The following is a 15,270-nucleotide window of genomic DNA, read 5'->3' on the forward strand; positions in this document are numbered from 1 at the left end:
AATGTTTCAGAATAAAACGTTAATGATTACAGGTGGCACGGGTTCGTTTGGAAATGCTGTGATGGAAAGGTTTCTAGATATAGATATAAAAGAAATCCGTATTTTTTCTCGTGATGAGAAAAAACAGGATGACATGCGAAAAAAGTATAACAACGATAAATTAAAATTTTATCTTGGCGATGTACGTAATAGTGCAAGTTTAAAAAATGCTATGTATGGCGTTGACTATATATTCCATGCTGCTGCATTAAAGCAAGTGCCATCATGTGAATTTTTCCCTCTTGAAGCCGTAAAAACGAATATTTTAGGAACAGAAAATGTATTAAATACTGCAATTGAATGCGGTGTGAAAAAGGTCATTTGCTTATCTACAGATAAAGCAGCTTATCCTATCAATGCAATGGGGATTTCGAAAGCGATGATGGAAAAGGTTTTTGTTGCGAAGTCCAAAACGGTTTCTCCTGAAAAAACAGTCATCTGCGGAACAAGATACGGCAATGTGATGGCCTCGCGTGGTTCCGTAATTCCATTATTTATTGACCAAATAAAAAATGGATTGCCATTGACGATAACAAACCCTCAAATGACAAGGTTTCTTATGAGTTTAGAAGAGGCAGTCGAGCTTGTGTTATTTGCCTTTGAACATGCTGAATCAGGAGATATTATGGTACAAAAATCACCAGCTAGTACAATAGGTGATCTTGCTCAGGCCTTGAAGGAGCTATTTAATGTTGACAACGAAATAAAAATTATTGGGACTCGACACGGAGAAAAACGTTATGAAACGCTACTTACAAAAGAAGAGTATGCAGCCGCAGAAGACTTAGGTGGATTCTTTAAGGTTCCTGCTGATCAAAGAGATCTCAACTACAATAAATATTTTGAAGAAGGTCATCCGGAACTTTCAAATAACAAAGAGTACAATTCAGATAATACAAGGCAATTATATATAGAAGAAATCAAAGAAACATTACTGCAATTAGATTACATTCAGGCGGAACTAAAGGAATGGAATAAAAATATTCATATCATGAACTAAGGTGGGATTGGATAGATGAACATTCTTGTAACAGGTGCAAAAGGGTTTATAGGAAAAAATCTAATTGCAGAACTTAAAAACTGCGGAATAAATCAAATATTTGAGTATTCAAGAGATAGCGATCCATCACTGCTCGAAAAATATACTAAAGAATGTAACTTTGTCTTTCATTTAGCTGGTGTAAATAGACCTCAAAATGAAAATGATTTTTTTGAAGGAAACGCTAACTTTACTTCTCAGCTGTTAGAGCTATTAAAAAAATACGAAAATAAAGCACCTATTGTCGTAACTTCTTCTATTCAAGCTGAATTGGATAATCCTTATGGGAGAAGCAAAAAGGCAATGGAACAGTTGTTGCTTCAATATCAACAGCAAACAGGTGCCCCCGTTTATATGTATCGATTACCAAATGTATTTGGAAAATGGAGTAAACCGAATTACAACAGTGTAGTTGCTACTTTTTGTTATAACATTGCGAGGGAGTTAGATATTCAAGTAAACAACCCTGATAATGAGTTAAACCTTTGTTATATCGATGATGTTTTAGAAGAAATGTTACGAGCATTAGTCGGAACACCAACAGAACAAGGAGAATTCTGTGTGATACCTATTACCCACCATATTGAACTTGGAACATTAGCAAATCTAATAAAAAGTTTCAAGGATAGTCGAACGAACTTAAACATTGTAAATATGGATGATCCTCTCACGAAAAAGCTGTATAGTACGTATTTAAGTTTTTTACCTGTAGATCAATTTTCATATGACTTAAAAATGAATCTAGATAATCGTGGTTCATTTACTGAATTTATTCGAACTCCGAATCAGGGGCAAGTTTCGGTTAATGTATCAAAGCCTGGAATTACAAAAGGAAATCATTGGCACCATACTAAAAATGAAAAATTTTTAGTTGTTAGTGGTGAAGGGTTAATACGGTTCAGAAAGTTAGGGGCCGAGGACATTATTGAATACAGGGTGAGTGGAGAAAAGCTACAGGTCGTTGATATTCCTACTGGATATACACATTCCATTGTTAACGTAGGAGAAACAGATCTTGTAACAGTGATGTGGGCAAATGAATGTTTCGACCCAGTAAAGCCGGATACGTACTATTTGGAGGTATAAATCTTGAAAAAACTAAAAGTGATGACGGTAGTAGGGACTAGACCAGAAATTATTCGATTGTCTGCAGTAATCAATAAGTTAGAACAGTCTAATGTAGTGGAACATACGCTTGTTCATACAGGGCAAAATTATGATTACGAATTGAATGAAGTTTTCTTTCAAGATTTCGGTTTGAAAAGGCCAGATTTTTTCTTAAATGCAGCTACTGGGTCAGCAACCGAAACAATCGGCAATATTTTGAGTAAAATCGATCCTGTATTAGAGGAAGTACAGCCAGATGCCTTTTTAGTATTAGGGGACACAAATAGTTGTTTATGTGCAATCGCTGCGAAAAGAAAGCAAATCCCAATTTTCCATATGGAAGCCGGTAATAGATGTTTTGACCAACGCGTACCGGAAGAGACGAATCGAAAAATTGTCGATCATATTTCGGATGTTAACTTAACGTACAGTGATATCGCTCGAGAATATCTCTTAAAGGAAGGTTTTCCAGCCGATCGAATTATTAAGACAGGAAGTCCAATGTTTGAAGTACTTTACTCGAAAAAGGCGGATATTGAAATATCTAATGTTCTACAAAGGTTAGAGCTTGAAGAGGGGCAATATTTTGTTGTTTCTGCACACCGTGAAGAAAATATTAATTCAAATAGAAATTTCCTTCAATTAGTTGAAAGCTTAAATGCTGTTGCAGAAAAGTACCAACTACCGGTCATTGTAAGTACACATCCTCGTACACAGAAAATGATTGAAGCGAAAGAAATTGAATTTAATCCTCTTATAAAAATAATGAAGCCTTTAGGGTTTAACGATTATGTAAAACTGCAACTGAAATCAAAAGCTGTTTTGAGTGATAGTGGAACAATTAGTGAGGAGTCCTCCATTCTTGGATTCAAAGCACTCAATATTCGCCAAGCGCATGAACGACCAGAAGCGATGGAAGAAGCCTCGGTGATGATGGTCGGGCTTGAAAAGGAAAGAATATTGCAGGGGTTAGAAATATTAGAAACACAGGAAACAAACATATTAAGACTTGTGGAAGATTACGCGATGCCGAATGTTTCAGATAAGATGTTAAGAATTATTTTGTCTTACACACATTATGTGAATCGGGTTGTGTGGGGGAGTAGTTAATAGATGAAAATTGTACAAATAAACTCAGTTTGTGGGATAGGAAGCACGGGTAGGATAGCTACTGATATTCATCATACATTAACTGAAAATAGATATAAGAGTTACGTTGCATATGGAAGGGATTTGCCAAAAAATTGTGAGAACACAATTAGAATAGGCAGTAACTATGATAATTATTTACATGTAGGCTTAACTAGAATATTTGACAAACATGGATTCGGATCAGAAAAGGCAACAAAAGCATTTATTAAAAATTTAGAAAAAATAAATCCTGATATTATTCATCTACATAATATTCATGGATATTATATCAATATCGAAATGCTATTTAATTATATAAAAAAATATAATAAACGTGTTATTTGGACACTTCACGATTGTTGGGCTTTTACTGGACATTGTTCTCATTTTGAATTTGTAGGTTGTAATAAGTGGAAATTAGGATGCTATGATTGTCCAGAAAAAAAAGAATACCCTACGAGTTTATTTATGGATAATTCAGAAATGAATTTTTTTAAGAAAAAAGAATTATTTACAGGAGTTAAGGATTTAACAATTATTACTCCATCAAAATGGCTAGCTAATTTAGTAAAACAGTCTTTCTTAAATGAGTATCCTATAAAGGTAATTCATAATGGTATAAATTTAAATATTTTTAAACCAACATCAAACAATTATTTTAGAGAAAAATATAAATTAATGAATAAATTTATAATTTTAGGAGTAGCAAATGTTTGGAATGCAAAAAAAGGCCTAAATCACTTTATCGAACTATCAAATTATCTTGAAGAAGATGAAGTGATAGTTCTAGTTGGTTTAACAGAAAAGCAGGTAAAAGAATTGCCTAAACAAATAATTGGTATCACGTTAACGAATAGCACGAAAGCCTTAGCGGAAATTTATTCAGCAGCAGATGTTTTTGTAAATCCAACTTTAGAGGATAATTTTCCAACAACTAATATTGAAGCATTAGCCTGTGGAACACCTGTATTTACGTTTAATTCAGGTGGGAGTTCCGAGAGCATAGATGAAACATGTGGGAGAATAATAGTTCCTAAAAATACTTGGGGAATAAAAGACTGTTTAAAAACATATAGAACTAGTAAATTGATTAATTCTTCAAATTGTACCAATAGAGCAAATCAATATAACATGGAAAATCAATATAATGAATATTTAAACTTATATTTAATGGAAGGTAGTGACATGCAGGGGTTAGTACCTTCTATTTAAGGAGTTAAATCGATGAAAAGAATTTTAGTAGTAGTAGATAATCTAAATAGTGGTGGTATTGCCTCAGTGGTACTCAATATATCGGAGTCAGCAGATACAGAAAACTATATATTTGATTATATTGTTTATAAACAACCTAATAAAGAAATAGTTCAAAGAATAGAAAAAATAAAGGGAAAATACTTTGTCGTTAATAGACTAAGTGAGACAACACCATTTAAATATGTAAAAAATATAAGAGAAATAATAAGAACAAATGGACCTTATGATGCCATACATGCACATACTTCAAGTTTTATTTGGCTATCTTGTTTAGCTGCAAAAAAAGAAAATATTTCGATAAGAGTAGGGCATGCACATGGGAGTAAAAATTCTAAGCAATTTTTACTGAGTGAAATGTTTTATTCAACCTTAAAATTTTTAAATAGAAAATATTGTACAAAAAAAATAGCGTGCGCGGAAATATCAGGGCAATATATTTTTGGAAATGAATTTGATTTCATACCCAATTTTATTGATCATAAAAAATACTTAACGGTTAATAAAGAAGAAATAGATGAATTTATGCTTCAACATAACATTCCAAGAACTTTTGAAATATACTGTTTTATTGGCTATTTAGGCGGGGAAAAAAACCCGATGTTTGCATTAAAACTTTTTAAAGAAATTTTAAGTGATCATTCAAATTCATTACTCCTTATTGCAGGAGAGGGGCCGGATTCAAATCAAATAGGGGAATATATAAAGGAAAATAAGATGGAAAATAAAGTGAAAATGTTTGGGAATACAGATAAAGTAAAAGAAATTCTTCAAATATCTCATACTTTGTTAATGCCATCATTTTCTGAAGGGATGTCAATGGCATTATTGGAAGCACAAATATCAGGAGTAAATTGTATTGTATCAAAAGGAGTACCAAAAACGAATGACATTAAAGCTGGACTCTTTCATCAGTGTCCCATATTATCTGTTAGCAATTGGATAGACATGATAAAAGAGGTTAAAAAAAGAGATAAAATAAGCCAAATTGAAATTGTAAAGTCCTTACAAAAGATTGAATACAATAAGGAAAGTGTAGTAAAAAAGTATGAAATAATATATTCAAATCTTAATTCTGAATAGTAAAGAAAAGTATATCCCAACAGCTAGCTACAAAATTATAACACTAGATTTTTTAATATTGATAATAAAAAAATATTAGGAGATATGTATGGGAGAAATATTAATAAATAATACTATTTTGCCGAAAAGAAAAAATATAGAAAATTTAATGGCTGTTGTAAATGCATTAACAATTAATTCTGCACTTATAGGTTGTGCAATTTTTATTAAAGATTATCCTTTTCAAAAATGGGTATTTTTATTTTCAATTTTATCGGTAATCCAGTTAGTTATTAATATTGTTACAATAAGGAAATTAGAAGGGAAATTATTCTCGTTAAATATACTTTTTGTAATATTTTCCTTTATAACTCACCTTGGCTTAGTTGTAATTTATGGTTTTAATATTAATGTAGATTTACCTTGGAATCCCTTCATAACGATTTCAACTAAAATGTTTAAAGATGCTTCTTTTTTTTCCTTATGTAGCCATTTGTTTTTAATAATCGGCATGTCCTTCATCTTGATGAATTCTAAAACAAAAAATTTAGTTTCTACAAAACCTTTAGAAGATGAAAATAATCAATTATTCCTAACTAGAAACGTTGGTGCAATATTATTTCTTTTAGGATTATTCCCAATGTTGTATATCGATATCAATAAAATTATTTTATATGTAAACGGAAACTATTTGGACACTTTTCAATTAAATATACCTAGCTTTTTCTATATTATAGCTAGTTTTAGCAATATTGGCGTAATAATGTTGTTAATTGGAAATAAATCAGATAAAAGAAAAGTATTGCTCTTACTAGGTCTTGCAACAATTTATAAAGGCGCTTTAATGTTTACAGGTGGTAGAGGCGAGCCAATTTTATATTTATTAACTTTATATTTTGTTTATTTCAACTTTCTGAGAATCGATAAAATTAAATCCTATAAAATACCTTTTTATTTACTATTAATTTATATGGTAGGTTTTTTAACTACATTTATCAGTCAAACTCGCATGATGTCTATCAATGATGTTAGTACCTTTATGGAGGTTTTTAAGTCAACATTTATAGACTTCTCTCCATTTTCAGTCATTGCAGAGTTTGGTATAACAATAATTACTTTAGGTATTTCGATAGAATTTTTTTCATTTAATAATGATTTTCAATATGGTTTAAACTATTTTCTATCATTATTAAATATGTTTCCAAATGTGGGGGGAATATTAGACTTTACTATTCCTAAAACAATATATGTTTACAATTATCCTGCACATTTAAGGTCATTTCTGGGTGGATCGTATTTAGGGGAAGCGTTTTATAGTTTTGGCTATTTTGGTATGGTTTTTATTGCATTTATCGGAATGTCAATTAGTTATATTTCTTTAAAATTACAAGAACTATTTTTAAAACAAAGATATATACAATTATCAATTTTGTTGATATTATTTCCAAATTTACTTTGGTGGACAAGAGCTTATTTCGTTGATATGGTCAGGGAATTTACTTGGGTTTCTCTATGTACAGTTATTTTAACTATATTATTCAAAAGAAACAATTACAAATAAAGGTAAGGTTTTTTAAAAGTAATTATTAAATTTCTCAATCTATTATTATTGAAATTAACCGATTGTTAGTGAAAGTGAAAAGGCTCGGTGGGGAATATTTCAAAAAGATACGAATTGATCCATAAAGAACTAAAAATTGATTTCTGGGAGAGTATAATATATGGAGAATATTGTAGTAAGCATTCATTGTTTAGCTTATAATCATGAAAAATTTATAGCAGAGGCTCTCGAGAGTTTTTTAATGCAAAAGACTAATTTTAAATTTGAAATTTTAATACATGATGATGCCTCTACTGATAGAACACAAGAGATTATTAAAGAATATGAGTTACAACATCCAGAGTTAATAAAACCTATTTATCAATCAGAGAATCAATATTCAAAAGAAAATTCAGCTAATACTATAAATTTAATTAACTTAAATCGCGCAAAGGGAAAATATATTGCCGTGTGTGAAGGTGATGACTACTGGATAGATCCATATAAATTACAAAAACAAGTAGATTATTTGGAAAAAAATCCCGATTGTAGTTTATGTGTTCATGGCGGTTATATAGTGACTGCAGCAGAAAAAAAGGTTCTATTAAAAAATAGATCATATAAAAAGGATAAAGATTATACAGTGGGCGAGGTTATTGAGGGTGGTGGTGGGCTATTTTTAACAAATTCTATGCTATTCCCAAAAAAATACGCATTAGAAAGACCTGCATTTCTACTAAATGCCCCAGTAGGTGACTACCCATATGCTATTAACCTATCATTACAAGGCAAAGTTTATTATATAGATGAATTTATGTCAGCTTATCGAGTAGGACATAGTGGCTCTTGGACAGCTAGGGAATATAATAATATCGAGAATAAGAAACGGCATTATGCTGAAATTGAAAATATGCTAGATAACTTAAATATGTATACAGATTATCGATATTCAGATGCTATTACTAGAACAAAAATCAAAACACAATTTTATTTTTTGTTAGAACAAAGAAAATATGATGAAGCAATAAAAGGTAATTACAAAGAATACTACCTAGAATTAAGCCTTAAAAGAAAATTAATTATTTTTATTGATCAATATAGTCCATTTATTTCTAAAACTTTAAGGAGTATTAAAAGGGGGGTAATTGGGTGGACCTCCATATAACAAAATTTAAAGTGTTATCATCTCTATTGTGGAAGTTGATGGAGAGAGGAGGGGTGCAGGGGATTCAGTTTATAGTAATGATTGTACTTGCACGAATTCTTTTACCGGATGATTTTGGATTAATCGTTCTAGTAACAGTTTTTATATCCATGGCTGGAATTGTAACGCAAGGCGGATTTAATTTAGCTCTAATACAAAAGAAAAAAGTCGATGTAGTAGATTTTTCATCGGTCTTTTATTTAAACTTATTTATTGCATCTATTCTATATATCCTACTCTTTTTCACAGCACCATATATAGCCTCATTTTTTGAACAACCTCAATTAAAATTTATTTTAAGAATACTGGCCATATCCTTATTTTTTTATTCTTTTAGTGCAATTCAAAATACAATCATTTCGAGAGAATTTCAATTTAAGAAACTATTTATTAGTACTCTTACAGCATCTATTATAGCCGGAATAGTTGGTATAGCAATGGCATATACTAATTATGGTATATGGGCTTTGGTAGGGTTTCAATTAACAAATCAATTTCTAGTTACGATTATACTATGGTTCACAATAAAATGGAGACCAAAACTTCTTTTTTCATATAAAAGGATTAAGAGATTATTTTCATTTGGGTGGAAGTTATTAGTTTCTTCTTTGATTGATGCAATAGATATAAATATAAGAAGTTTGTTAATAGGTAAGTTTTTTAATCCAGCAATACTAGGTTTTTATAATAGAGGAGAGCAATTTCCTAACCTACTTGTAAATAATATAAATGGAGCGATACAAGCAGTTATGTTTCCAACACTTTCGTCTCATCAAGATGATCGAAATAGAGTGAAAGAGATGGTAAGGAGAGCAATTGTGACGAGTTCATTCGTCATTTTCCCTATGATGGTTGGACTAGCGGTTATTGCAGAACCTTTAGTAGAGCTTTTATTGACAGAAAAGTGGTTACCTACAGTTCCGTTCATCCAAATATTTTGTGTTGGCTATGCTTTATGGCCAATTCATACAGCTAATTTACAGGCAATAAATGCATTAGGAAGAAGCGATATTTTTCTCAAATTAGAAATCATAAAAAAGCTATTAGGCCTATTTGTTTTAATAGTAAGTATCCCTTTCGGCGTTTATGCAGTAGCTATTAGTATAGTATTTGGCGGAGTTATAGCGTCGTTCATTAATGCATATCCCAATTCGAAATTGCTCAACTATAGTATTCGAGAGCAATGGAATGATGTGATCCCCTCCTTGCTTTTATCTATAGTTATGGGAACAGTTATATATACTATTCATTGGCTTCAAATGTCAGCTATGTTAACTATATTAGCCCAAGTTTTTGCCGGCATCGTTATATATATAGGATTAGCTGCTCTGTTCAGACTCGAATGCTTTTCTTATTTACTCGTAACGCTAAAAGGACTGTTAAGAAGTAAAAGAAGTATGCAATTAAAAGTAGATTAAATCGAAATTGAAATAGTCTTATTACAAGTAATTTCTACTCTATGAGGTGATTAGAATTAGATGAAAGAAATCGGCGGGTATTTTGAATTGGAGCAATTAATTAGCAATGAATATTATAAGGACTTAATACATTTGAACACAGCAAGGAATGCTTTACTATATCTCATTAAGTCAAAGAAAATCGAAAAAGTTTATATTCCATTTTACCTATGTAATTCAGTAAGTAACATGCTGGATAGATATGGGTATGAATATGAATACTACAGAATTGCTGCTGATTTTAGTCCCATTTTTAATAAAGAACTTAAAAAGCAAGAATGCCTTTATGTTGTTAACTATTTTGGACAATTATCAGAAGAAAAAATATTATATATCAAAGATAAACATAAACAAATAATTGTAGATAATACTCAGGCTTTTTTTCAAAGGCCGTTAAATTCAGTAGATACCATATATTCATGTAGGAAATTTTTTGGCGTGCCTGATGGGGCGTACTTATCAACTGATAAAAGATTAGATAAAACATTAGAAATTGATATTTCTAAAGATAGGGTAGAGCATCTTTTAGGACGTTTTGAAGGAAAAGCCTCTGATTATTATAGTGGTTTTTTGGAAGTGGATGAAAGATTTAATGGAGAGACTCTAAAGCAAATGTCTAAAATAACGCGTAATTTAATGGGAGCAATTGACTATCAGAATGTTATACGGGAAAGAAATAGAAATTATAGATATTTAGAAAATGAACTAAAAAAATATAATCCGATAAAATTAAATTCACCTGAAGGCCCTTATTGTTATCCATTTTATGCTGATAATGGGTTTGAAATTAGGAGGAATTTAGCTGAAAAAAAAATATATATTCCTACACTTTGGAAAAATGTTTTACAAGTAACACCACAAGAAAGTATCGAGTATCGATATAGTGCAAATTTATTACCGATACCATGTGATCAACGTTACGATGAAGATGATATGAAATATATTGTTGAATGTATAAATATTGAAGAAAAAATAAACTATTAATTTTGTAAATAAGGAGATTATTATGAAGGATAATTTATATTTGAGAGCTTTTGAATACAGTGATTTAAGCTTATTAAATGAAATAAGAAATGATGATATTCTTTTTCAAACAACTGGGGGCAATAAATACTATATCTCTTCTGAATACGATAAAAAATGGATAGAAGATAAAATATTTAATAATTACAAGCAGCTTTATCTTGTAATTTGTTGTAGAGGTATTGATGAACCAATCGGATATATATGTGCAACTAATATTGACTATTTAAATCGAAAGGCTGAATGGGGTGGGCTGGTAATTTCTAAAGAATTCATTAGTAAAGGATTTGGGACAGATGCTGGTTATTTATTTTTAGACCATTTATTTGGGGAACTTGGATTGAATATGGTTTATGCATATGTAAAGGAAGATAACAAAGCATCATATAGGCTATCTGAAAAGTACGGCTTTAAAAAAGATGGTTTAATAAGAGACTTTGTTTATAAACAAAATAAATTTCATAATGCCTACGTATTTACTATGTTGAAATCGGAATATGAAAAATTACAGTTGCATGAAGAAGAGGCTTCAATTAGATAGTAAACTTTGAAAGCAAAGGTGATCGTATGGACATACCTATTCAAGTAACACGTTCCTCAATGCCGACTTTAAATGAGTATATAGAAGAAATAAAAGATTTATGGGAAAGTAGATTGTTGACTAATCAAGGGGCTAAGCACAATCAATTAGAGGTGGAATTAGCTGATTATTTAGTAGTTTCAAATGTTGCGCTATTTACAAATGGCCATTTAGCATTGGAGTATATTCTAGAAGTTTTCCAACTAAAAGGAGAAGTTATAACCACACCATTTACGTTTGCATCCACTACTCACGCCATTGTAAGAAGTGGATTAACACCCGTTTTTGCGGATATTAATCCTAATGATTATACAATGCAAACGGATAATTTAGAGAGTCTTATAACTGAAAAAACATCCGCTATTATGCCTGTTCATGTATATGGGAATATATGTAATGTTAAAGAGATTGAGCGGATTGCACAAAAATATAATTTGAAAGTGATTTATGATGCTGCCCATGCTTTTGGTGTCACTGTAAATGGAGAAAGTATTGCCAATTTTGGCGATGCTTCGATGTTCAGTTTTCATGCTACAAAAGTTTTTAATACAATTGAAGGTGGGGCTCTCACATTTAAAGATTCCAACCTAAAAAATGTCATAGAAGCATATAAAAACTTTGGTATCACTGGACCTGAAACTGTAGAATACATTGGTGGCAACTCAAAAATGAATGAATTCCAGGCAGCAATGGGTCTATGTAATCTTAGAAATGTAGAGCGAGAAATTGAAAAAAGAAGATTAGTTTATGAAAGATATCTTGAAAATCTGAGCGATGTTGTGGGTATTGTATTGCCACGTATTGCGAAAGGTGTCATTAGCAATTATTCTTACTTCCCAGTGCTTTTTGATAGTGAAAAAATTTCAAGAGACGAAATTCATCATGATTTAATGAAACACAACATCTATACAAGAAAATATTTTTATCCATTAACCAACCAACTAGAATGCTACCAATCCAAATTCGCCCCAAATTACACTCCAATCGCACAACTAATTTCAGAAAAAATCTTAACACTCCCACTATATGCAGATTTGCATTTAGATGATGTCGATCGAATTTGTAAAATTATAAAAACTAAGTTAGTACTAAATCAATTAAATATTTATTGACGTGTCGGAGGTAAAAACTTGAAGTTAGTACTTATGCAACCATACTTTTTTCCTTATATTGGTTACTTTCAATTAATGAATCTATGTGACGAATTTATCGTTTTTGATACCGTACAGTATATAAAAAAGGGATGGATTAATAGAAATAGGATTCTTCATCCAGAGGGAACCCCTACTTATATAAATGTTCCTATTCAAAAATTCAAATCAAATACATTAATAAAAGATATTTTAATTAATAACAAGGAGAACTGGAAACAATCAATCATTAATCGTTTACAACAGTATTATAAAAATGCTCCATATACGGAAGAAGTTATTGCATTTGTGGAAAATTGTTTAAGTGAAGAATTTTCAAATTTAAGCGAGTTAAATGTCCGTTTATTGAAGGAAACTTGTAATTATTTAAACATAAGCTGTCGAATAACGTCATTATCAAAATCTAATTTTGAATATGAAGATGCTACGGCTCCTGACGAATGGGGGCTAAATATATGTAAGGCACTAGATGCGAAAACATATATTAACGCTCCGGGAGGCATTTTATTTTTTGATATAGATAAATATAAAGAAGAAAGTATAGAAATAAAATTTATTAACCCTATTTTAAATAATTATGTTCAAAATTATGAAACTTTTGTTCCTGGTTTATCTATTCTGGATGTAATGATGTTTAATAGTGTTGATGAAATACAAGAAATGTTGCTAAGTTATGAAGAAATTTAATAATAATTTACGAGGTGAATAGTAGTTGAAAGGAATTTTGTTAGCAGGGGGTTCAGGAACTAGGTTGTACCCTTTAACTAAATCAATATCAAAGCAAATGCTACCCATTTATGATAAGCCGATGATTTATTATCCACTATCTGTATTAATGCTAGCTGGAATAAGAGAGGTCTTAATTATTTCTACCCCGCGTGATATAGAAGGATTTAAAGAGCTTTTAGGAAATGGTAGTAAGCTAGGTATGAAATTCGAATTTGCTGTTCAAGAAAATCCGAATGGACTGGCCGAAGCATTTATTATTGGAGAAAGCTTTATCGGTAACTCATCTGTTGCATTAGTTTTAGGAGATAATATTTTTTACGGTTCCAACTTATCGGTGTTATTAAAAGATGCAGCTTCTTTAACAAAAGGCAGTATTATTATAGGCTGTTATGTAAATGATCCTCGCGCTTATGGTGTGGTAGAAGTAGATGAACAGCACAATGCCATTTCAATAGAAGAAAAGCCTGAAAAACCTAAATCATCTTATGCGATTCCAGGTTTATATTTCTTTGATAATAAAGTTGTACAATTTGCAAATAGTGTTGAGCCATCTTCACGAGGTGAATTAGAAATCACTTCTATATTAGAGGAATACATGCATCAAGATGAACTGATTGTAAAGCTAGCAGGGCGTGGATTAGCGTGGTTAGATACTGGTACACACGAATCCCTATTAGAAGCTTCCAATTTTGTTGAGGCAATTCAAAAACGTCAAGGTTTGTATATTGCTTGTATAGAAGAGATTGCCTATCGAAAAGGGTACATTACAAAAAAAGAGCTAATAAAACTCGCTGAACCACTTATGAAAACAGATTATGGGAAATATTTAATGGATCTGGCACAAATTTTCGACGTATCAATTGAAACTGTATCCTAAAAGGTGGCTAATTTATATGAAAAAGCTATTGGTAACTGGTGGGGCTGGATTTATCGGCGGTAATTTTATTCATTATCTATTAGAACATTACCCTCACTACAAAATTTATAATTTGGATGCACTGACGTATGCAGGTGATTTAACAAAGCATTCTGCAATAGAACCCATGGAAAATTATCATTTTATAGAGGCAGATATTACAGATTTTCAGGAAATCATGCAGTTATTTGAAAAAGAACGATTTGATTTTGTCATCCATTTTGCTGCGGAAAGTCATGTGGACCGCTCTATTAGAGATCCTGGTATTTTTGTTCAAACTAATGTGTTAGGTACACAAGTGTTATTAGAGGCGGCAAAGAATGTAGGGATTACAAAATTTGTTCACGTTTCAACAGATGAAGTATACGGGGAATTGGATTTTGACCCAACAACTTTTTTTACCGAAGAAACACCATTAAAACCTAATAGCCCCTATAGCGCAAGTAAAGCATCTTCAGATTTTTTGGTACAAGCTTTTCACCACACTTATGGATTACCTATCAATATTACGCGCTGTTCGAATAACTATGGACCGTACCATTTCCCTGAAAAGTTAATACCTTTAACAATTAGTCGAGTTTTGAATAATGAAAAGGTACCTGTTTATGGAGATGGTCAAAATATCCGAGACTGGTTACATGTGTTTGATCACTGCGCGGCTATTGATTTAGTATTGCACGAAGGCGTCGATGGTGAGGTATACAATATCGGTGGTCATAATGAGCGAACGAACTTACAAGTGGTGAAAACAATTATTCAAGCATTAGGGAAATCTGAAGAACTAATCGGATTTGTTGAGGATCGTTTAGGGCATGATAAACGTTATGCAATTGATCCATCTAAATTAGAACAATTAGGGTGGAAGCCAAAATTTACTTTTGAGTCGGGCATTGACCAAACAATCAAATGGTATGTTGAGAACAAAGTGTGGATAGAACAAATTAATAGTAGGAATTTACACATGTTGTAAAAAATTTATAACTACCTTATGTAAGCCCAAAATTAAATAATGCATATAATATACTAGGCATCTCCCGTAAT

Annotated in this window: 14 protein-coding genes; all 14 read left to right on the plus strand. The window is 31.3% G+C overall.

All coding sequences use genetic code 11. The features are described 5' to 3' along the window. Position 1: 1 nt before the first annotated feature. The 14 genes from LZ480_RS03880 to rfbB all read left to right on the plus strand — a co-directional run bounded on the left by LZ480_RS03880 (position 2) and on the right by rfbB (position 15,199). Positions 2–1,039, plus strand: coding sequence for a polysaccharide biosynthesis protein (locus tag LZ480_RS03880; protein ID WP_241368065.1), 1,038 nt, complete (start codon positions 2–4; stop codon positions 1,037–1,039). A gap of 15 nt (positions 1,040–1,054) precedes the next feature. Further along, positions 1,055–2,164 carry a polysaccharide biosynthesis C-terminal domain-containing protein gene (locus LZ480_RS03885; protein WP_241368066.1) on the plus strand — a complete coding sequence of 370 codons (1,110 nt, stop codon included), beginning with the start codon at positions 1,055–1,057 and terminating at the stop codon, positions 2,162–2,164. A 3-nt stretch (positions 2,165–2,167) separates the two neighbouring features. Further along, positions 2,168–3,295 (plus strand): non-hydrolyzing UDP-N-acetylglucosamine 2-epimerase, encoded by a 1,128-nt coding sequence (gene wecB / locus LZ480_RS03890; protein ID WP_241368067.1) that lies wholly within the window; start codon positions 2,168–2,170, stop codon positions 3,293–3,295. A gap of 3 nt (positions 3,296–3,298) precedes the next feature. After that, on the plus strand, positions 3,299–4,528 hold the full coding sequence (locus tag LZ480_RS03895) for a glycosyltransferase (RefSeq protein ID WP_241368068.1): 1,230 nt from the start codon (positions 3,299–3,301) through the stop codon (positions 4,526–4,528). Positions 4,529–4,540: 12 nt separating this feature from the next. Beyond that, on the plus strand, positions 4,541–5,650 hold the full coding sequence (locus LZ480_RS03900) for a glycosyltransferase (RefSeq protein WP_241368069.1): 1,110 nt from the start codon (positions 4,541–4,543) through the stop codon (positions 5,648–5,650). Between the two features lie 88 nt (positions 5,651–5,738). Next, positions 5,739–7,190, plus strand: a complete 1,452-nt coding sequence (gene wzy / locus LZ480_RS03905) for an O-antigen polysaccharide polymerase Wzy (protein WP_241368070.1) — start codon at positions 5,739–5,741, stop codon at positions 7,188–7,190. A gap of 160 nt (positions 7,191–7,350) precedes the next feature. Then, positions 7,351–8,334 carry a glycosyltransferase gene (locus LZ480_RS03910; RefSeq protein WP_241368071.1) on the plus strand — a complete coding sequence of 328 codons (984 nt, stop codon included), beginning with the start codon at positions 7,351–7,353 and terminating at the stop codon, positions 8,332–8,334. Next, entirely contained in the window at positions 8,319–9,791 is a 1,473-nt protein-coding gene (locus LZ480_RS03915; RefSeq protein WP_241368072.1) for a lipopolysaccharide biosynthesis protein, read from the plus strand. Before LZ480_RS03910 ends, LZ480_RS03915 begins: the two co-directional genes overlap by 16 nt. Positions 9,792–9,851: 60 nt before the next feature. Next, positions 9,852–10,814, plus strand: coding sequence for a hypothetical protein (locus tag LZ480_RS03920; RefSeq protein ID WP_241368073.1), 963 nt, complete (start codon positions 9,852–9,854; stop codon positions 10,812–10,814). 22 nt (positions 10,815–10,836) lie between these two features. After that, a complete protein-coding gene (locus tag LZ480_RS03925) occupies positions 10,837–11,394 on the plus strand; it encodes a GNAT family N-acetyltransferase (RefSeq protein ID WP_241368074.1) in 558 nt (185 codons plus the stop codon). A gap of 26 nt (positions 11,395–11,420) precedes the next feature. Further along, complete coding sequence (locus LZ480_RS03930) at positions 11,421–12,545, plus strand: DegT/DnrJ/EryC1/StrS family aminotransferase (protein ID WP_241368075.1); 1,125 nt, start codon at positions 11,421–11,423, stop codon at positions 12,543–12,545. Between the two features lie 18 nt (positions 12,546–12,563). After that, positions 12,564–13,271, plus strand: a complete 708-nt coding sequence (locus tag LZ480_RS03935) for a WbqC family protein (protein ID WP_241368076.1) — start codon at positions 12,564–12,566, stop codon at positions 13,269–13,271. 25 nt (positions 13,272–13,296) lie between these two features. Next, positions 13,297–14,190, plus strand: a complete 894-nt coding sequence (gene rfbA, locus LZ480_RS03940) for a glucose-1-phosphate thymidylyltransferase RfbA (RefSeq protein WP_241368077.1) — start codon at positions 13,297–13,299, stop codon at positions 14,188–14,190. Positions 14,191–14,200: 10 nt separating this feature from the next. Beyond that, positions 14,201–15,199, plus strand: coding sequence for a dTDP-glucose 4,6-dehydratase (gene rfbB, locus LZ480_RS03945; protein WP_241368653.1), 999 nt, complete (start codon positions 14,201–14,203; stop codon positions 15,197–15,199). Positions 15,200–15,270 lie beyond the last annotated feature (71 nt).

Source organism: Solibacillus palustris (assembly GCF_022549215.1).
Lineage (GTDB): Bacteria > Bacillota > Bacilli > Bacillales_A > Planococcaceae > Solibacillus > Solibacillus daqui.